Source organism: Caballeronia sp. 11_S32 (assembly GCF_056930355.1).
The window spans coordinates 110278-131782 of sequence record NZ_JBXOWH010000007.1; the positions used below are offsets into that span (position 1 = coordinate 110278).

A 21505-nucleotide genomic window follows, 5' to 3' on the forward strand; every position below is an offset into this window, starting at 1 on the left:
AACGGCCGGAGAGGATCGATGCCAATGTCTGAGGAGCACTCCCGACGAATGGGCGTTTTATGGCGCGACTCTTCTGCCCTGTTTCGGACGGCTCATTCCCGCCGTGCACCAATGTCGTGTTCGGCTCAAAAACACGACATTTGTAAATAAAATAGCCAGAACACGACATTCTCATATTGCTTTTACAGGTCAAAGATCGACACGACGGCGTTATGTCAAACGCTCGCTCAGAGGTTACGCGACTACCTCGACGAGTTCAGCCGCGACGGGCACGCCGTCCTGCTCAACGGAGTCGATGTGGGCTTCGATCGTTAGTTGCAGTGACTCATGCTGCTTGTTGAACCTGCAAACCTAGGGCACAAGAGCCTTCACCGGCCCCTTGTGGGCAAATCGCTCGGTTTAGAACGTGACGAGTACAGTGTCGTCGACCAATTCGAGATGTCGCTGTAGCTCGCCTTCGAAGAAGCGCTTCATTGCATCCTTGAGCGACGTCTTCGCGAGCTGGATAAGGTGTTCATAATCATTTTCGGCAGGTAAAAGCTCAAGAAGAGGTTGAATGCTCTCGAGCGGGTCGCACTTAAGGATCGTCCTCATTTCCCAATGAAGCTTGGAATGCTCCAGCGCCACGCCTTTTAACTTTTGTATTGGTCGGGTGAATCCTTCTCGCGCGAGTTCTGCGAACTCGCGGCCGAAAGTGCTAACGCTTACATCTGCGGCGATATGTTGAAGATCGCGATTAAGTAACTCGAGCCGAAAACTGTATATCCACAGGAAATCGACGTTAGTAACACGCGCGAGAAGTTCCTCTCGTTCCATACATCTCTTCCTTTCGCCCCTAAAAAATTGAGCCATCGAGCCGTTGTTTAATCGGGTAATGTACAGGCCCCCAGCGGCAGGGCCATCAGGCTTAGCACGCCCTATCCGGAATACCGGATAAAGACAAGAGGGGTATGTGACGCGTGACAAGCCGATACCACGAGGTCTTATGTACGCATCGCGCGAATCCTTGCATTCGGCTCGGTATTGCGCTCGCGCTCGGCCTCATCGATCGCGGTCTGCTCGTCACGCCCTCCCTAAACCTGCGCATTTAGTACGCCGCTCGGGCTGGGCAGCCCGACGGTTTCGCCAGAATCGGTGTCAGCAAGCTGGCGCGTCACTTCCTAGTGCAACTCGACTTCTTCAGTGAACTTTATCGACTGAGGTGCAATGAGGCTCGCTGCGCTCCGCGGATTGCCCGCTTCGCTCATTCGGACGCGGTAGCCCCTACTGACCCAATCGAACAGATCGGACTCTTGTTCGACGCGAATGTAATCTTTCTCGAAACGAGTCGAGCTGACGACGAAATGCCCGTCTCCATGCCTGTGAGGCGTGAGTACCGTACCGAGTCCCTTGCCTCGCTTTACCGTGTAGCTTAGTTTCTTCATTATGGTTCCCCGTTTCGGCGTTTGAAGACCGCAGCTTAGAATCTGTTCGTGAGGACATCAACAGCTCTTTGTGTGTTCCCGCACGAGATTCGCCCTTGGCCCCGTAGAGTGGTCGTCCCCCGAATGCAGACTATGCAACTCACATCTGATCTTTGGAGACATAGCGATTTCCTGTATCCGTCGGTCGATAACATTCCGCGTCAGGGACTTCGATTGCTCGCACAAGCTTTCCGAGACTTCGCTCGCCATCGCCGGACAGACTGAGTCCGTACGCAACTGACAGCCGATCGAATTCTTCGCCGTGCCATTCCGAGTGCGCCAGATCACGCGGCACCGGCAATTTCATCAGTTCAACACTCACGAGCCAGCCCGGGGTCTTGTTGATCAGTTTATCGATCGAACCGTAGAAACGCATCCTTGAGCCACCGCCGCACAGCAGCAATGGAATACGCTTGAGCTGTGTCAGGCTCACACCCTTCCCCACCTTTGCATCGTTAATGCAACCAGCGACCTGCCTGCGGTAGCGGTCGGTCCGAAATATCGTATCGATGCCACAATCCGCCCCATGATAGCCAGGAAGATATTCATCAATTCGCTCCGGAACCGGCTTAAGCCGGTCCGTCGGCTGCGCGATCGACTGAAGGTACTCGCGCGCTTCCTGATGCTCGATACCGGACGGAAGCATTTCGTTCAATGAGGTAACTCGTGCACGATGTAGATTCATCACGCCGCTTTGTTCGACCCGGCTTGCATAGAACGTTAGTTGACCGCTTCCAGCGTCAGGCTCTTTGACGTGGAAAAGCGCCGAGTCAACAGTGCCAGCGCCCACGTCAACCAGCAACATGAGCGGGCGTGAGCGCCAGTCCCAACGGGACGCCGCCATGAAACCCTGTAGCTGCGCGCTCACTTCGGGTACCACATCAACATTATCCGAGCTGAATTCATTTGGAAGCGTCGGGCTTGCATTATCCTGCTCAGCCATCTCCTGAGACCGGATTCGCCACGCGTTGATGTTGCCGGTCGTGATTTCCGCGGCCTCCCTGTCTCCGGCCAAACTGGCTGCCGCCCACGCAAGGCGCCGGAAAAGCTGAACGATTGCCGTGTCCTCGTATGAACGCGCCGGAAGGCCGAGATTCAGTTTCCAGTTCAGCCTGTGGCGCGCATAAACTTCGCGATACTCTGTCAGAAACCACGCGCGCGTACGGCGAATGACGAGTGCAAGGTACGCGCAACAGTCATTAAATTCATCTACCGGGCTCCCGGCCTTGCAATTGAGCAATCCAAGTTTCAGGTTGGAAATCTTCTCCGATCCATTCTGAAGGGAATAGGCGTCGCCCGTCCTGAAGACGCGCGACGGCAACAGGAAGCCTTCGATTCCAGAGCGCTGCCCGCTGAGTCGCACTGGGAACACGCTGGTCGCAGCATACGCGTCGCGGACTACAACCTTGGTCGATGACGTTCCAAAGTCCAGGCCTACGATCAGATCGGTTTCGTTTTCCGGTTCCGTCGTCAACGAAGCCGCGATGCCGCTCAGACCGATAGCCGGAAGCGGCGTGCCATCCGTGGGGTCGGGAAGAAAAGCGTCGTGCGGCCTGAATTGACCCGCAAGCGAGAGTTCATGACGAGGCGTTCGCCGCGGTGCCGGCTGTGCCGCCACTTCGGGATGCGATGCAACCGCCGCGCGGAGCGGCAGCTCGTCCACGAGGCACGGCTTTTGTGGCGAAGTTGTCTTAGCTAACCAATCCTTGAACGCGTCGTCCTGAACGCGCGCGGTCGGCGACGCATTTTGTTCTGCATTTTGCGTGCGATCTTTAGAGTTTCGAAGCCCTGCCGCGTGCAACGCGTCCTTGAGTTTGGTTCCCATCCCCGTTCCCATTTTTATTGTTTATCCTCAAACCGCCTGTCGCAGCCTGATCACGCCTGCGCATATGAGGGCGGACTCGTGGCGCAGATCAATTTTCCCGCCTAGGCGAGCCCGGCGCTCGTCGGCGCGCCGTCGGGCATTGAGGATTCGTCCTTCATTCGCTTTCAGCGTTCGCGTCTTGTTCTGCGCCCTGAGCCGCACGATCAGTTCCTCGAGCCGCAGAACCTCACGCGCTTCGTGCCGGTTGACCTGATCGAGCTGGAAACCGATTCGATCTCTGTTTTCCCGGCTGGCGGCAGCCGTGTGTTCTTCATAGCGGCGATCGAGTGAATCGACAATGGCCTCAAAGGCGTCGCCTACAGCGTTGCCATGTAGACCGCCGGATGCCTGCGGCCATGGCTGACCGTTCATAGCCGAGCTGGTCACCAGACGTTCTGCTGCCTCGGTCGGCAATTCCGTTCTCGCATCGAGCCTTCTCGCTTCGAACGCGAGCCGTTCCGAGTCCTGTTCCCCGCGCAGTGTCCATCGCGATACCGCGAACACATACTCGCCAGGCGTCAGGTCGCCGGCAATCGACGAATCACATTGAATCGCGGCGAGCATTGCATGACGATGCCGTTCGTCAGCGTCGAGTCGTCGCCGTACAAACGAGACGAGCGGATGATATTGAGAGATCACCTCGGCATCCACACGGCTACGTCGAAGCAGGTTTTCGAATACGCAAGGCTGACGGCCCGACGCCGGCGTGGCCAGCCGGGTGCGACTTTGAAGGCGCTCGCGCTCCAGAAATTCCCCGAACTCGGCGCGTGTGGTCGGCCCGAGATCGACCTCCCAGATATCCGGGTCGCCGGTCTTCACTTTGACGAGCTGCCCGCCTTGACAGTATTCATCGATGAAATCGCTCACGTATGCGTACAGGTCTTCGGACGTGACGTAGCGGTTCAGTTCCCGGGCCGTAGCGATGCGCTGTTGAAGGTAATCGCCGTGTGCGACGAGCCGGCCGGCTTCCTGCTCCAGGTTGTCTTCGATGCGCGATCTGTGTTCGACGGCCATCCGCGTCTGCTCGATGACATCGATCTCCTCCTCGTCGCTCAGCTCGTGTCGCAGCAGATCGAAACTCATGCCGCGCACCATTTCGCCCAGCACGCCTTCGATGCCGCCCAGCGCCTGTTCGAAAATTTTGAGGCGCTCAAAAAGCCGGACATAGACCCGTTCGTCGAGCGTGCCCGCCTGAAACAGGTTGAGAATGATGATCCGCTCCGCCTTCTGTCCGATGCGATCGATGCGTCCGATACGCTGTTCGATGCGCATGGGGTTCCACGGCAGGTCGTAGTTGACGAGCAGCGACGAGAACTGAAGGTCTACGCCTTCGCTCGCTACTTCAGACGCAAGCAGCAGGCGCGGGCCGTCTGCGGATTTGAAATGCTCCAGCGCCGCCTGCTTATCCATGCCGCCCATTAAAACCACCGAGGGCACGCCGATTTCGCCGAAGCGTTCTGAGAGGTACCGGAGCGTCTCGCGGAAGTACGCAAAAACGACCACCTTTGCACCGGGCGTGCGCCTCCAGTATTCGAGCAACTGCTCGCGTAGAAGGTCAAACTTGGAGTCCTTATGCCGAAGCGCATCATAGCTGCCCAGCTGGCGCGCGATGCGCGACAGTTGCGAAATCAGCGTGTTTGCGTTGGGCCGGTCGCGATTTTTCCCGTCGTGCGATGCATCGTCGCCGAACGCTTCCCAAAGAATCTCGTCGATTTCCTCGGCGAGTCCGCTCGTACGATTCGTCCATGCGCGGCACGCCGCGGCCATTGAACTGCACATCTGACGCTGGGGGATTGTGAGCAGGAAGCCTTCGGCAATGTCCAGTCCGCGGCAATAGCCTCGCACCGCGGCTGTCACCTGCTCGTAGAACTCCTTTTCGACAGGATTCATGTCGGCACACAATGCCTTTGGCTGGCGAACGACGCGTCGCTCATGCACGTCGCGCTTTCGCGTGCGCGTCACGACCTTGGTGATCGGATTGATTCGTTCAATGCGCTCCGCAATCGAGAGCCGTTGGCCCGGCAACTTCAGTGCGTCCCGAGCCGGTGGCGAGGTCAGCAGGAAGCGCAGTTCTTCGCTGCGCTTCGCAAGTGGCGAGTTGCGCAGCGCGTCGAATGCCCCGCTGATCGCGTCGATGTCTGGATTTCCCTTCAGAAGCAAGTCCTTCAGAGCGACGAGAGGTGCATTCTCTTGCATGGCCTCGTCAAACGACCACTCATGGGGAAAGGAATCGCTGTCAATCAGGTTGAGCAGGTGGAAGAGATCTGAATTTCGCAGATGAACCGGTGTTGCCGACAAGAGGACGAGATTGTCCGTCATGCGGCGCAGAAGCCTGCCCAGGCGCGCGGTCAGGGTGTCAGGATTGCGCATGTAGTGTGCTTCGTCCACGATGACCAGATCAAACGGCGACGTCTCGTTCAACCCTTCGTCGGCAAGACGCTGGATGCGCGCCGACGGCGTGCGGATATTGTCATCGTCATCAGATTCAGTTGCGAGGCCGCGTAGGCCCTGCATGCTCGCAATGACCGCAAACGATGCATGCGCCTTTCCCTGAGCCTGTTCGAGAATGTCCACTACATCCTCGGCATTGCAAATACGCGCGTCAACGCCGAAACGCTCGGCGAGCTCATCTCGCCACTTTTCCCGAAGCATCGCCGGACAGACGACGAGCAGACGTCGTGCGTCCTCGCGGCTTCTCAGTTCCGTCCAAATCAGCCCGGCTTCGATCGTCTTGCCTAGGCCGACCTCATCAGCGATAAGCAGACCACGGGAAGGCGAATCGAGAAACGAGAGCACCGGCTTGAACTGATAGGCATAGAAGTCGGTGTTGGTGGTGTAAAGGCTGTAGATGAGATCCGCGAGCTTGCCTCCCAGACGGGCGTGAGTCAACGCGGAACGTAAATCGCGCGTGCGTCCGAATCTCAGCTTGCGCATGTCTTCGAAGACGTTTCCGCCTTCGGCCGGCATGGCTTCCAGCGCCAGTCCCGGAACGAACTCCGTGCGCTCGGCGAAGATTACCTGCCATCGCGGCGAAGCCGGATTGCCGGCCTTCTCGCCCGACAGTACGCCGGTTCTGCCGGGATTCGACTTCAGCCGCACTCTCAGCCCGGCATGAAAATCGGCTGTCATGTTTCCGATCTCCGGGAAGCCGGTCGCTGCATCGCTTTTTTCATTATCTCGTGATCAGAGAATTTCGAACGTTCTGCGACGCGTCCATTGCATCGCCTGAGCAGAGTAAGTTTCCTTGCACGCCTCGGGGAGGAAGGTGTGCAGCAGTGCGCGCGCGCGAGAAAGACCGGCATAGTGCAGCATCGACTGCTCTGGCAGGCCCATCTGATCCATGTCCACGGCCAGAATAACCGCACGCTCCAGGCCTTTGAACGCGTGCATCGTCGAAAAGACCAGGTCCCCGGCATTTGCTTCGGTGGCGTCGACTAATGGAACGCCCGCAATTTCGCTGACATTCGCAAGCAGAGAGTTCTCGCGTTTGCGCGTCGAGAGTATCGCGATGTCCTGAGGACGAACCTCTTGCCTGAGAAGACGCGCCACCGTGTCCCGCAGCTGCGCAAGGAATGATCGGCTATCGCGGTAATACACGTTGTCGCAGGAGAGACCTTTCGGAGCCCGCTCGATCGCGAGATCGATTCCCGAAATAATGGAGGCTTGCAGCGCCACCTCCTGCGTATTGCGACAATTTTCGAAGAGATCGTCAAACGCGGGTTGTGCCTCGGCCAGACGTTTCTCTACCTGCTGCTGAACGTCAGTGCCATAGATGTTCTGCAAGTTGTCAAAGAAGATGTGCCAGTGCCCCCGGTTGATGCCGGGATTGCCGAGCATTAGATCGAAGGCGTCGATGTTGTCCGGTGTCAGGAGATCCTGCGCTTCGTCGATCACAAGCACGTCCCATGCTTCGAGGCCTATTTCCAGCGCGGCATCCACAAATGCGCGCGGGAACACTTCTCCGAAAAGCATCGCCGGGTCACTGACGCCGTCGAGCCGGCGTAGCAAACCGGCCTCGGCAATGACCTTGCGATAGAGCGCGTGGACGTGCCAGACTTCAATGTTGGCTGCGTTGAGATCGCCCGCGAGCGCGGTGCGCAGATGCTGCGCGAGCAGCTGGTTGAAACACAGATACAGCACGCGCGAGCCTTGACGCGCCAGATTGCGCGCGCGTTCGATCGCGATCACCGTCTTACCCGTGCCTGCTCTGCCGCGCACCACAGTACGCGGATTGGCCGCCATTCTTCGTGAAGCGCGGACCTGATCCGTCGACAATTGCACGAGCGCGGATTCGACGCCCGTTAGATAACTGCCGAGGCTGAAAGCCGAGTCGACGTCTGGCCGCAGAATGCGTCGCGCCAGCCTGATTTCTTCGATCGTCGGTGGCCGGTAATGCCGGTCGTGCTTCCGTTCGTAGCTGTCAGTCCAGTGGCGCTGCAACGTGCCGATGTACAGGCCCAGATGCTTACGAAAGTCCGGCTTGTCCAGAAGCACGGCCTGTTCGATCTCCGCGCCGGAAGCCGAGAACGTTTCCATCGGCATAACTACGCCAAAGCCAAAGAGAATTTGCGCGAACACCGGATTTGCGTCGCGCAGCTTCTTCTGCACCGCAAACATTGTCGTCTTGGCCTGGGTCCAGGGGTCCTCGCGCTTCGTATAGGACCGTCCGGCCGGATCGCCGAACGTCCACACGCCGTCCTTGCAGGAGACCTTTCCGCCTTTCACCTCGAGCGCAAAGATGCCTTTTGTCGAGAGCACGACAATGTCAGCCTCGCCCCAGACTTTCGTCTCGTGATCGTGGAGACCGAGCGAATGCAGAATGATCCAGTCCTCATCGAGCTCACGGCCGAGCTTCTCGTAGACGATGCGCTCCGCATAGCCACACTCCTTTGGCTGCTCGGGAATCAGAGTTGCCATAGCCCGGTCAATCCATGTATTTGTGAAAAAAGCCTTTCCATTCCGGCCCCTTGATGTCTTCGGGTGAACCTACAAGCATCGCCCGGTCGAGTTCGCGGTTGTATTTCTCGCAAGCGGTTTCCGGAACGAGAAGACAACAATGACAAGCGGCGCCGCTAATTCTGTCACCCGACTGGACCGGATCCGATTCGAGGCAGACCGGGTCGCTGCCGCACCATTTCATCGAATTCACCGTGCGCTCGATGATCCGCTCAAGTTTGTTCGGGTCGGCCAGCTGGACCAGACCACCCAGACTTCCCTCGGAATCGGGGGAGCCGGTGTAGATAAGGACACCGTTCATTGCCGAGCGCTGAGGGGTGGCGTCGCTGACGTACAGGCGTTCGCGAAGCGCGGAGGAGGAGTATCCGCAATCAATTGAAATTGTGCGAATCAGCGCGTGCGCAAACGAGTGGACCAGCAGCAGCCGCGCAGTGATCGGATATTCCTGCTTGCGTTCCCGTTCCGCTGCGATGGCCGCCGCGCGATTGTCAAGGACCTTCACACGCGCTTCGATTGCCGGGTTTTCGGTAAGCCAGCTCTCAATTGCCTCGGTTCTGAAACGCAGGAACAGACCTTCGCCACGAATCTCCGCGGCAGGCAGCCAGTTCTTGTTTGTTTTCGATAGCCGCGCAACGTAGCCGTCCCGGACCGCTGCCGGAATGCCTTCAACGCTGACCGGATAGGGCTCGATACGTGTAAAGCCGGCAAGCGCCCGCACTTCCCGAAGCCGCGAGACCGCGCCTATCTTGTCGAACCATGAGGAGAGCGCAGCCGGGGGCTCTGACACGAAATTCCGGAACTGCGGAACGATGCCACCGACGATCGGATCGTCCCGATCCGTCGAGAGCGCGGCGTATTCCTCCGCCCTGGCAAACGCTTCGGACAGGTCCGTCATCTTTCCTTCGATCTTCAGCTTCTCCGCATACGCGGCGCGTAGCGATTCCTCCGGAACACTGAATCGCGTAGACAGTTGCCTCAGCACGGGAACGACAGCTTCGTCGGGAAGCGCGCCAAGACCCAGCAAGGATTGCTCAATGATCTGGAAAACAGCCTCCGAAACGGGCGGAATCGACAATGCTGAAGCGACCACGCCGAAATGCACATTGGAGGCGCCACGCTGCAGAACGCGAGGGTTCTCGGTGCAACCTTCCTGCCGGTCATGCAGCCACGGACGGACGCCGCCGCAGCCTTGTCCCTTCACACTATCGGGCATGAATACGTCGCCCATAGATTCAGATGCGCCGCAGTTCTTGCAGCGTACATATAAGTCACCCAGCGAAGCCGATTTCCCCTGCGATTTGAGCTCGAGCATCGGCCGGTCGCATATGCCTGCCTCCCTGCGGCGATGCGCCCACCACCTCCACGGAAACTCGTTCATGTGGCCTCGCCGGCAAGCGACGACGAAGCGAACGGGCGCGGTGTTGACGGGGTTGCCATGCGCTAGGCACTGAAGCTGGGCGCCATCGGCCTCGAGCACGAACGGGTCATCCAGTGTGCCGATGCGATTGCATTGCGGGCACTCGTGCCACGCCGGGAAGCGCGTGGCCGGCACCGAGCGCAACGGGTCTACGCGGCCGCGAGTACCGCGGATCTCTTCGCTGACCGGCGGTAGGCGAAAATGGCTTACACCCAGTTGCGCCTGAAGGCGGGACTCTCCGATAGTGAGATTCGGCCGGTTGGTCGCGGCGTCCCAGTCTTCCAGTCCCATCGGCATGTAAGAGCCCTTCTCGAGGTCGATGATCGCCCCGATTCCATACGTGGAAATGAGCTGCGAACGCCGCACTTTGCCAAGCGGCCTCACGCCGGGCGATGAACTGACCGCGGGCACGCCACCGTTGCGGCGCCCGGAAAATCTTCTTGAAGTGACCACTACTTGCCCTCCGACTTCGATTTGATCGTCCTTAGTACGAACGACGCCGACGGTTCGACTTCGCGCATGGTATTGGGTGTAGGCCAGGCCTGATGGCCACCCGGCGACGCCTCTTCCGCCGCGCACATGAGATGGTCCGCCGTCTTGCCGAACGGCGCCTTCTTTATCCAGTAGCGCATGCGCCCTGACACTGTCGCTCTCGCTTCAGCGCTGCGTTTGTCCCATTCGGCGACGATCTCCCGGAGGTGCTCCTCTGTCTCTTCGGCCTGTTGTTCGTCGGTAGCTGCAGCGGCGCGTCGTACGATCTCGGCGATCAGTTGCTGGACCATAGGATCGGAGCTGTCAAAATTCACTGCGGCTTCATCGTCCGACATGCCGGTAACAAGATGCCGGACGAGCGATGCCACGATCGCGTGCAGCGCCTTATCGCGCGCCCGCGGCGCCCACGGCGTCACGCTGGTGGCTTCGACACTCCTGTAAAGCGCGCTGTGATAGGAATGGAAGTGCTCGAAGTGCGAAAGGTCACGCGGCCGACCCGAGTTGTAGAGCGTGAACACAAGTCCTGGAACGCCGCGACCGACACGACTGCTTGCCTGAATATATTCAGCCGTTGATTTCGGTTGCCCGTTCACCACCATCAAACCCAGACGTGGCACGTCGACGCCGACAGAAATCATGTTTGAGGCGAGAACCGTGTCCTTGGGTTCTGGCTTCTCGAGCGGATCGGCTTCGAAGTCTTCGAGCGTTCCCGACAGTGCTTGCAGCAGTTCCGGCAATTCGCGCGACGAACGCCGGCTGCTCAGTTCGACGGGGAGGTTCTGAAGCTCGCGTCGGCTCATATGAAGCCGGTGCGACAGGAACTGCATCTGTCGCGGTACGTCGTCCTGCATCAGCACGTATGCGCCGCCCAGTTCGCGCAGACTATTGAAATATGCAACGCAGGTCCAGTAAGGATCGATCTTCTGGGGTGCCACGCCCTTCTTGTCCCTCAGATACAAAGCCGCCTGCAACAGCGCGGAGACGAGCGCCTGAAGCGCAAACTTCGGGCTGCGTCCGGCCGTTGAAATGCCGATATAAAGGCGGTCCGGGCCGTGCGTGTCGCGGACCGCGTAAAACGAATCGTAGAAGTCGAAACCGGGCGGCGGAAATTGCAGTACGTCCCGGTCGAACAGCGCCCGCACCTGTTGTTCCGCATGCCCGATCGTCGCGGTCGATCCGATCACCTTCGGACGAACCTGTCCACGCGTGCAAAGCGTGTCGATGACGGTCTCATAAAGACCTGCCATCGAGCCGAGTGGACCGGAGATGAGATGCAGCTCATCCTGAATGATCAGGCCGGGCGGCTCGCCGCCATCCAGCGAAAACAGTCTTCGAATGTCCGTGCGCCGCGGAATCTGGGCGAATTTGTCGACAGTACCGATCAATAGCGACGGCGGTGCCGCATAGATCTCGTCGTCGACGGTGAGAACCGGAAGCGGATGGCCCCCAGTCTCGCAATCCGGATTCGCGCACATGATATTGACCTTTGGCTTCACGACGTCCGCGGTGAACGCGCTAGCCGGCAGATCCGAACCGCAAACAGGACAACGCAGCAACTGGCGGGGCGTCGAGGTCGGCGCCTGACTGGCGTGCTCATCCGCGATCGCCTTGCGGGCGACATCCATGTTGTTCGGCGTTGCTTCACCGCCGACGTAGAGTCCGAGCGTGATCTGTGCATCGCCGAGACGACTGTCGGATTGCCTGATGAAATCACAGGCGGAGATGAGCGCGGCCGCGCGCTGGAACTGCTGCACCGTCAGCAGGCGCAAGGTGTAGCGCATCAGCACGTCGACGCCGCCATCCGCGCGGCGCGACTTGTGCGTGAGCCGGCGATGGAAGATCTGGAACGCCGTCAGACCGAGATAAGCTTCCGTCTTGCCGCCACCCGTCGGGAACCAGAGAAGATCCATGCAACCTCGATCCTCGCGCACTGGGTCAACCAGTCCCGGAATGACAAGCAGCATGAAGGCAAGCTGAAATGGCCGCCAGACAAGCGGACGGCGTGCCCCCCCCTTGCCCGGAAAATTCGATTGCCGGTCCATCGCTGCATTGGCAAGCGCGAAAGCGGTCCAGGCTGCAGAGTCTGCGCGCAGCACCTCCACGCCGTCCCGCATTCTCGCGTGCGCGGACGTGCAGCGTTCAAAATTGGCGCGGACGGGCGATGCGAGTCTCTCGCCGAATTCCGCGAGGCGCGGTTTCAGCAACTGCTCGATCCATTGCCCATAGCATGCGACGAACGCTTCGAGCGCATTGGTCACAGACTCGCGTGCAGTCTCTAAGCCTAGCCAGGAGGAGCGCAGCGCATCCGGCCATGCGTCACGGAAATCGCCGAGCGACGCATGCCCGTCTGCGCTCGTGCCGGTCACAGCGGTTCGGGGCGTCCACGACGTCCTGGCTTCTGCGACAGCGCTGCCCTGATCGGCGCCCCAAGATACAGCGATGCCATGCCCCACGGCGAACTCACGCACTTCCCGATAAAGCAGCGCGTTGATCAGCCCCTCCGGGTCACTCGGGTCCGGCGGCGGAAGCGGCCTCGGTTCAATCGCCGGCGCGTCGCCGATCCGGGCGCGCACGATGAGTTCGGTCTGGAACAGGCACTTCGCGTCACGCGAGGTCGTTCCGGGCAAGTCGTCTTCTTCGTTGATAAGCGTAATCGTGAAAACGTACTGCTCTGCTCCAGCACGACGACGCACATGGACCGACAGCGCCCGATCCTCGACCCTCGTGCCGTCGCGCCGGTCGAAATCTCTCTGAATAAATGTCTTCGAGCTTCCGTCCGCATCGAGCGTGAAGGAATAGCCTAGTTCGCGGCGCGCCCACACTTTGAGGCGCTTCTTCGGCACATCCGCCTCGTTTTCAGAAGTCAGTGCCTTGCCTTGCACCAAATTGCTCTTGAGAGCCGGTGCTCCCGCCGCATCGGGAGATTTGCGATCGCCTTCCACAAGCGCGGATGCGTCACTCTGTGGCTCATATCGCGCGGTCGTGCCAAGGTCGATCGTCAAACGAGCGCCGGTCCGGACTGCAAAGGTGATTCCGATTGAGCACGGTCTGATCGCGCGGTATCCGGGAACAGCCGGGTCGCCGGCCGGATCGTCGCCTCCGGCGCCGAAGGTGCCTTCGCCGTCGTCGACGGGACCGACGCTCGTTCCGCGCGGCCAGAGAATGCCTGTGAGATACGTATCAGCCGGGGCCGATTCGATGACCTCATCGACCGAAAGCGGGCCGACAAGCAGCGACCGCGTCATTTCGACAAGGTCGGTCCGGACAACGCTCTTGTCCTTGGCGTCATTTTCCATTGCGCTTCCATGTCTTGAAATCTCCAGAACCCATGAGCGCAACGCCGAGCCACAGCCTGCTCGAACGCCACGGATCGCGAATGGATTCAGGCAGTTCTCCGTCAGCACTGACTGAGACCACGTCGGCGATGCGAAGGTTATAAATATTCTGGGGAAGGTCGTAGCCGCGGCGCCAGAGCAGGTTAAGAAGATCGCGCGTCAGCTGTTCCGAAGTCCGCCCAATCAGCGCGCCTTCCCCGTCCTTGATCTGCAGGCGGATGTCGTACTGGACCCGGAGGGAGTCGCCGCTGGCCGCCCTGACCCTGACCTTGCGAAGGACTACCTTGTGTCCCCGCCAGTCCGCGGCATGTTTCACGAAATCCTCCTGAAGCGCTGACACGGCTTCATCGCCGCCGAGCACGGACGGATCGACGGAACTTGCGGCATCGATGTCGCCCGGCAATCCCATCTGCACGTTCACCATCTTTTTCCAGTCGCCCTGCCGCACGCGTCCATCCGGGAAGTTCCAGTTCGAAAGCGGCGTGTAGATGCACGAAGCAGGCAGCCGGCCAAGGTAGCGCGCGGCTCTTGTCACCGCGACGAAGTCCACGTTTGCTTCTTCGAGTGAATCGACCGGAGTCTTGTCGGCATTGCGCGAACTGGCCTCCAGCAACGCCACGTTGTCGAACTCCATGCCCTTGGCCTGATGAACCGTGGTGATCAGCACAGTGGCGGGTGACTTCACTTCGCTGTCAGGGAACGAGTCAGGCCAGTCGAGTCTCGCACCCAGCATCTCGAGATCGATAACGGTCGCTAGGTCCGATGCGCCGGACGCGCGCGCAAGCCGCTTCCAACCGGCTTCGACGGATGGCAGGTGAAGTCCTTCGACAAGCGCCGCGCCGTATTGGGAGTAAAGCCGCTGATATGCTTTCTCGAAGACCGTTCGCGTTATGGTCCTCGGCTTGTAACGGGACAGAACGGCAGCAATCCAGGCGGGCGTCGGTTGCGTGCTTCCCGCGATGCGAAGCCGTGCATCAGCCGTAGAAACGCCGGCGTCCTTGCCCAGCAGCATTTGCCAGGCGCGAAGCGCTTCGCCGTTCGTTCGGGTCAGGACTGCAAGGGAACCCTGGGGCAACTGCGTCAGCCAGTCGGGCCCGAGCTTAAGTTCCGCAGAAGAAGTGGGCAGGCCCGCGAGAAACCGTTTCATTGCCGCGAGTTTCTGATCGGCCTCGAGAATGGGATCGCCAAGGATCTTACGTAGCCTCGAAGCCATTGAGGCAAGCTGCTTCGTGGCCCGATGGTTCTGGACCAGTGAGATTTCGCGTATCGGTAAGCCCATCTGCTTCTTCAGCTCTGCCCACGCATCCGGTGGCCGCGATCCGCCATTGGTTCTGGCAGCGAATCGGTAGATAGACTGCGCTGGATCCCCGAGCACGGTGAACCCGGCACGTCGGCCGGGCTTCGAATTGAGATGGCGCAGCAGCGCCGTCACCATCTCCGCGCGCACGCCGGGCAGATCCTGAAACTCGTCGACAATCACGTGCCGAATCGATTCCAGCCGATCACCGAACGGAGTCTCCGTCTGCAACTCCTCTGTCACGCTCGCGATATTGTCGTCGTGGGATCGCCGTAAAAGATCGCCCGCGGTTACGCCATTCTGACGCAACATGCGGAACGCCCACGAATCGAAAGTGCGAATGGCGAGATGACGCAGATCCTCGATGACGCCATCGCCATGCACACTGAGATCGGCGATCCGGCGCGACAACGTGGCTACCGCGCTGCGCGAGAAGCTAAGAACCAAGATCTGCGCTGGCTGAAGCCCCTGTTGCAGCAAATGAGCGAGACGCATCGCAGCCATCTGGGTTTTTCCAGTGCCGGGACCTGCCTCGACGAGCAACCATTCATCCGCACGGGCCTCGAGCACGGCGAGCTGCTCTGGATTGGGAACGAACTGTTGAGCGACGGCGATCTCGCATCGACTATTCATGTGAGTTCCCCACACAGTGCGCTTGACACCCGGTCCATTGAACAGCGCGGCGCCCCGGACATATCGCCCGGAGCGCATCTCGAAAAAGACGGATGGAAATGGGTGCCTGCCGGTAAGCAGAACAATCGGCCGAGATGGATAACGAGGCTGTTATCTGCACCCTGCGGCGGGAGACGCGTTATCCAAAGACAATCGGACCGGATGCACCCTGAAATTAGAAGGTTACCTTTCAAACTTGCCCCCGGGTCAGCTGCTTCATTGTTGTTTTGCCGACGTAGACTGATCTTGTTCTGGTGCCATCATGGTGTTTTGGCGCTTGCAAGATACATGAAACTTACGAAACGCAATATGCCCCACACCACGCTTTGTCAGGATGTATCGACATGGCGCGTTCCTCGTGTCTGAGACGAGCGGCAGACCGTTTCAGTTCAAGCCGGACTACGGCAGTGAATAGGAAAACTTGAGGACATAATTCTAGTCCGGTCGAACCGAAAGCATTAACATGAGTGCCCTGAACGCTCATTTCCGAGAAAAGAGCGTCACTTCAAGGCCCGGGTGCGTCGCTAACCAGATTCCTGCAAGCCCGACCTCGGCTTGTTGGCATTATTTTTTACGCGTGCTATCAGGGCCATGCCGGCCACTCTTGTGGAAGCGACGGCACTCCGAAACACAGCGCCCTGTCTCCGAACGAAACATGAGCCCCGTTTGCACCAGGCCATCGCCGGAACTTCGCGGGAGCCTGCCAGACGGCCATCATGCACGATGGCACGCGCGGTGTGCCCGGACTATCGCTGACCTCCGCCTACGCCGGCCAGCCGACAACGACGCAACGTTGCCGGCGATGTATACGATGGTGATCTGACTGCGGGACTGACCGGAGGACGGTTTCTCAATAATGAGTCGATCCGGATTCCGCCAGAACGCCTACATCAAGTATTACAATTATGGGCGACCACGCGAAACGCACTGGAGGGGCCAGTCCGTCTGCTATCGAGCCCGATTCGCGAGGACTTGATCGTTACAATGTTCAACTTCCCCGAATGCACGAATTCGATACTATTTTCTAGAGCAAGACAGCAGCAATGACCAGTGCCAGATGGATCGTAGAAGGGTCTCAGATCTTCCTAAAAAAAGCGTCGGGCGAGCTTTTTCGTCCTCCGGCACTGGACATTTTCAAGGCGGTTTTCGGCCGCGTGCGGGTCTGTGCAAGCGAGTCGGTGCGCAGCCCCGTTGAGGACATCGCCGGATTGGCCTTCTCCAGGGAGCCAGCGCAGCCCGCCGTTCTTCTTTCCGGCACTGATGGACGCAATCTCCGACTTTTTTTTGGTCTGGCCACAGACACTGGCTTTGTCGAGGTAGACGGGAAGACGGATCAGCTAGTGCACGGCGGCCGGTGGTATCCAATCAAAGCCGACCTTGTACGCCAAGCTCATAGCTGGTTGACCGCTGCAGGCGTGCGGACCGAGGGGCCTATCACAATTGGCGAGCTGGTCACCCTGCGGGCCCAAAAGGACAAGCCCTTCGCCGTGTTTGACGAGGTGGCGTTCAACGCCTCGATGTTGGCCAATGAGCGTTCTCAGGCGCTGATTCCAGGTTTTTCCGGAACGCTCTACCCCTATCAGTCATCGGGCGTCGCCTTTCTGTCGGTTGTAGCCGAGCAGGGTGTCGGCTGCATTGTTGGTGACGAAATGGGATTGGGCAAAACCGCGCAGATCGTTGCGGTGTTACAGATCGAGAAAAATGCTGGGCGTGGCCCGTCACTTGTGATCGCTCCCGCAACATTGCTTGAGAATTGGCGCCGGGAGCTGGCATTGTTTGCGCCGACACTCGCCGTCTTGCTTCACGCGGGTGCTGACAGGGCTGGGGTAGCTACCAAGCTACGCGACGCAGATATCGTTCTCGTTTCCTATGACACGGCCATTCGTGACGAGGAAATTCTGAACCGGATTCAATGGAACGTCATCGCGCTCGACGAGGCCCAAGCAATCAAGAATCCGGAAGCCGAGCGGTCAGCTACGGTCAAGCGACTCCCTCGGCGGGTTTCAATCGCAGTCACCGGTACGCCCCTGGAAAATCGCATCGATGACCTGTGGTCCCTGGCGGATTTCGTAATGCCCACGCTTCTGGGAGAGCGGAATGCTTTCTTGTCCCAGTTTAACAATGAGCTTGAGGACGCAGCCCGATTGGCGCCTATCGTTGCACCGATGCTGTTGCGTCGCAAGGTGCTCGACGTGGCGCATGACTTGCCAGAGCGAATAGAAGTCCCTCAGGCCTTGCAGATGTCACTGCCTCTTGCTCATGCTTATGAGGCATTGCGGAGGGAAACCCTAGAACAATACGGCGCCGCTGGCGGCCTAGTCGCGGCCACACGCCTCCGTATGCTTTGCGCTCATCCTTCACTGTTGGGCGACTGGCACGCGGATCCTTCCGCAGAGGTGCCAAAGTACGAACGGACGATAGAGCTTCTTGACGAAATCTTCGCTGCGGAAGAGAAGGCGCTCATTTTCTCGACCTATCAAGGTATCGCGGACCTTTTCATGTCTGATATCACAAAGAGATTCCCGAAGGGGTTTTTCGACTTTATCGATGGGCGAGTGGACGGACCGGTAAGACAGAAAGTGGTTGACCAGTTCTTCGAACACGCCGGATACGGTGCGCTCTTCCTGAATCCCAAGGCGGCGGGTTCGGGCTTAAACGTCACGGCTGCAAACCACGTGATTCATTACAACCCGGAATGGAATCCTGCACTGACGGCCCAGGCGTCAGCGCGAGCATATCGGAGAAAGCAAGCCAAGCCAGTAACTATTCATCACCTATTTTACATTCAGACCATAGAAGAAGTGATTAAGGGAGCGGCCGCTTTCAAGCGGGACCTTGCCGATAACGCAGTAACCGGTCACGACGGAAATATCGATCCGGTGACCATCGCACAGGCACTCAAAATCTCCCCGCTTGCCGAACTGGAGTAACAACAAGTGACAACAGCTGAAATACGCAAGCGATTAAGCGCCAACGACGTGGGGACTACGGGCGGCCATCAGGCGGGGATCCTGGTTCCGAAAGAAAGAAGTATTCTGTCCTTCTTCCCGTCCCTTGACAAGTCGGTGAAAAATCCAAGGATGAAGCTCGTTGTTTTCGAACATGAAACTCGGGAGCGATGGGAATTCAATTTTATTTATTATAACAACAGGCTTTTCGGTGGCACACGTAACGAATACCGCCTCACTCGCATGACGAAGTTCATGCGTGCGATTAATGCCAAGGTTGATGACGTACTGGTGTTCTCCCTCGACGAGAACGCGTCCTTTGAGGTCAACATCGTTCGCTCGAACCCCGCATCCAGTCTGGAACTGGACAGTGGCACCCTTGTCCTGAGTGGGGGGTGGACAGTTATTCAATCTCGCTAACGAAAACGGAGCATTTATGACAGAAAAACATATCAGCGTTCCGCCCGACGTAGCTCGTATTAGCGAGGGACTACGAGACACGGGTTACGATTTCCATGCTGCCGTCGCAGATATTGTAGACAATTCAATTGCAGCCGGCGCCGACAAGATTCACGTTCGACTGGAAGTTGATTTCGCGGATAGCGTGATCATTTCAGTTGTGGATAACGGCCATGGCATGAACGAGGAAGGTCTCGTCAATGCCATGAAGTACGGTTCGAGCAAGCGGGCCAGCGCCAAGAGTCTTGGCAAATTCGGTATGGGGCTGAAAACGGCCTCGACAGCCTTTTGCCGCCGTTTGTCGGTTATCTCTCGCGAGTCCGGTACAGCGCCGGCTTTGCGCGCGACGTGGGACCTAGATGAGCTCGCCACCCGGAATAGTTGGGACCTCGAGTTTGCATCAGCTGACCCTACTCACGCGCTGCTACTCGACGAGGTCGCTTCCGGAGCTTCGGGCACCCTTGTGCTTTGGGAAAACATCGACCGAATCAATGCTCCCGAAGGCCAGCCTATCCGAAAAGCCGTTGACAAGCTGGCGTCTGGCCTGAGGGACCATCTTGCGGTCGTTTTTCAGCGGTTTCTTGATAGCAATGATAATCGCGAGCGTAACGTTGACGTGCGGGTAAACGGACATCTCGTTGCAGCGTGGGACCCGTTTTGCCTAGCCGAGACCGAGGAGCCTATCGCCGAGAAAAAAATGGACGTCCGGCTACCAGACGGAACACAAACGTCTTTTGTGGTGCGGGCGTTCGTACTGCCTCGGAAGGAGGAGTTTGCTTCTGATACAAACCGTGTTGCCGCACGAATTTCCAATGAACGTCAAGGGCTTTATGTCTACCGGGAAAACCGGCTTATTCACGGGCCCGACTGGATGAACATGTTCAAACAGGAGCCGCATTACTCCCTGCTTCGCGTGGAACTTTCATTCGACCACACCCTGGATAACGCATTTCAGGTCGACATCAAGAAGTCGCGCATTGAGTTAAACGCAGGCCTTTATGAGTGGCTGCGAGACAAGTTTCTGGCGGGACCGCGAAGAGAAGCAGAAACCCGTTACCGCAAGGGCGCCGCTGGAGTCGCCAAGGGTGCAGCAACGCTGATGCATACCTCCGCTAGCAACGTCATCGAACAGAAGGCGGCCGCTCTCAAGACAGCTGCGGTTGCCAACGTAGACGAGGCGACCGGCAAGGTTACGGTCAACAACAATTCTGGTCTGACTACCACCACTGTCCGACTCTTGAACTCCGAGGACATCGGAAGCGCCCATGTTGTCACGAGCGGAACGCTCGAGCACGGCGTACTATGGGAGCCAACAATTGCAAAAAACAGCAAGGCCGCTGTAGCGCTCAATGCAGGGCATCCCTTTTATACCAAGGCCTATCTGCCGAACAAGTCGAACAGCACAGTTATTCAGGCTCTGGATTATTTACTTTGGGCTCTTGCGCAGGCGGAGTTGAATAATATCAACCCAAGCAATCAGGACGCATTCGAAGAGTTTCGGATTGAGGTTTCGCGCAACCTCAAGAAGCTGGTAGCCGATTTGCCAGACCCTGTCGAGCACGGGGATAACTGATGTCCGAAGGGGTCGACATTGAGGTGTTGCGCCGGAGGCTCGCAAGCCGGTTTCAGGTCGCGCTCTACGCCCAGGCTGAGACGGTCGACGGAGGGGTGTTCCATGCCTTGCGTCCTGCGACGCTGGAGCCGGGTAATGGCTTTGCTATTCTTCTGTCCCGGACACACCGGCAGTTTGAGGCCTCGTTCAAAGCCGACAATTTTGCAGGTGCACTTCTGCGCGTGATGTCAGATGCCAATGAAGGTCAGAAAAAAGCGTTCGCTTTCGTCCGGGAGTCTGCCGAGGCCTTGGACACACAGGTTTTTGTGGCCATTAATGGCAATGATGAAAAGAGTTGCGTCGACCTGAAGGACCGCTGGACTCAAGTAGAGATTGACGTCTCTCGCAGGCTCCCATCAGGAAAGACGCCGGACGAACTGACGACAATAGCCTTCAGTGTTGCTTCGACTTGCGTCGCTCTTGTTCTCGCCCTAACGGGCATTGGAGAGGAAGGGCAAGCTGCTCCAGATAGTCCCGTAACCGGACTACCGGAGGGTGCGAAGGTCCGGATCGAGGTCAACCGATATGAACGCAATCCGGTTAACAGGGCCGCCTGCATCGACCACTACGGGCTACGTTGTCAGTGCTGTAACTTTGACTTTCTCGAGGCTTACGGCGAACTGGGCGACGGGTACATCGAGGTTCACCACCGTACGCCCGTGTCTAAACTGGGCCCCGATTACATCGTCGACCCCGTCAAAGACCTGGTACCCCTGTGTGGCAACTGCCATTCGATGGTTCATCGGACAACCCCACCCATGCCCGTCGAGGATCTGCGTGCGCTGGTCAAGGCTCGCATCCCAATTAATAGGACGCATGGAATCGACGAGCAGAGCCCTGGCGCGGGAGAGAAGGGCTTGGTAAAGTGACATTTGCGTGCGAAATTGTGCTGCCTGACACTCGTCGGATTAGCGCCGATGCTTCCTCGGTGCCGGTCCGTCGGAGATGCGGATTTGTTGAGGTTCCTCTAAGGCCCTTTTTTTTGCTGTT

General features: G+C 58.4%; 11 protein-coding genes. 4 read left to right on the top strand and 7 right to left on the bottom strand.

Going from position 1 to position 21505, the window contains the following annotated elements:
• Positions 1–399: 399 nt before the first annotated feature.
• From AC1Z32_RS41260 to AC1Z32_RS41290, 7 genes are all read right to left on the bottom strand, one after another.
• Positions 400–816 carry a hypothetical protein gene (locus AC1Z32_RS41260; RefSeq protein WP_483484623.1) on the bottom strand — a complete coding sequence of 139 codons (417 nt, stop codon included), beginning with the start codon at positions 814–816 and terminating at the stop codon, positions 400–402.
• 747 nt (positions 817–1563) lie between these two features.
• Entirely contained in the window at positions 1564–3288 is a 1725-nt protein-coding gene (locus AC1Z32_RS41265) for a hypothetical protein (RefSeq protein WP_483484624.1), read from the bottom strand.
• 27 nt (positions 3289–3315) lie between these two features.
• Entirely contained in the window at positions 3316–6456 is a 3141-nt protein-coding gene (locus tag AC1Z32_RS41270; protein WP_483484625.1) for an SNF2-related protein, read from the bottom strand.
• A gap of 54 nt (positions 6457–6510) precedes the next feature.
• Positions 6511–8244, bottom strand: coding sequence for a nuclease-related domain-containing DEAD/DEAH box helicase (locus AC1Z32_RS41275; protein ID WP_483484626.1), 1734 nt, complete (start codon positions 8242–8244; stop codon positions 6511–6513).
• Positions 8245–8251: 7 nt separating this feature from the next.
• Complete coding sequence (gene drmB / locus AC1Z32_RS41280; RefSeq protein WP_483484627.1) at positions 8252–10153, bottom strand: DrmB family protein; 1902 nt, start codon at positions 10151–10153, stop codon at positions 8252–8254.
• Positions 10153–13488 (bottom strand): helicase-related protein, encoded by a 3336-nt coding sequence (locus tag AC1Z32_RS41285; RefSeq protein WP_483484628.1) that lies wholly within the window; start codon positions 13486–13488, stop codon positions 10153–10155. The genes drmB and AC1Z32_RS41285 overlap by 1 nt, the downstream gene beginning before the upstream one ends.
• A complete protein-coding gene (locus AC1Z32_RS41290) occupies positions 13478–15457 on the bottom strand; it encodes a UvrD-helicase domain-containing protein (RefSeq protein ID WP_483484629.1) in 1980 nt (659 codons plus the stop codon). The genes AC1Z32_RS41285 and AC1Z32_RS41290 overlap by 11 nt, the downstream gene beginning before the upstream one ends.
• A gap of 1082 nt (positions 15458–16539) precedes the next feature.
• Here AC1Z32_RS41290 and AC1Z32_RS41295 point away from each other — a divergent pair.
• Genes AC1Z32_RS41295 through AC1Z32_RS41310 form a run of 4 tightly spaced genes read left to right on the top strand, consistent with a single transcriptional unit; the run spans position 16540 to position 21384 of the window.
• Positions 16540–18426 (top strand): DEAD/DEAH box helicase, encoded by a 1887-nt coding sequence (locus AC1Z32_RS41295; RefSeq protein ID WP_483484630.1) that lies wholly within the window; start codon positions 16540–16542, stop codon positions 18424–18426.
• Between the two features lie 6 nt (positions 18427–18432).
• Positions 18433–18864 carry an EcoRII N-terminal effector-binding domain-containing protein gene (locus AC1Z32_RS41300; protein ID WP_483484631.1) on the top strand — a complete coding sequence of 144 codons (432 nt, stop codon included), beginning with the start codon at positions 18433–18435 and terminating at the stop codon, positions 18862–18864.
• Positions 18865–18880: 16 nt separating this feature from the next.
• Positions 18881–20476, top strand: coding sequence for an ATP-binding protein (locus AC1Z32_RS41305; protein ID WP_483484632.1), 1596 nt, complete (start codon positions 18881–18883; stop codon positions 20474–20476).
• Complete coding sequence (locus tag AC1Z32_RS41310) at positions 20476–21384, top strand: HNH endonuclease (RefSeq protein ID WP_483484633.1); 909 nt, start codon at positions 20476–20478, stop codon at positions 21382–21384. The genes AC1Z32_RS41305 and AC1Z32_RS41310 overlap by 1 nt, the downstream gene beginning before the upstream one ends.
• The last annotated feature ends 121 nt before the right edge of the window (positions 21385–21505 follow it).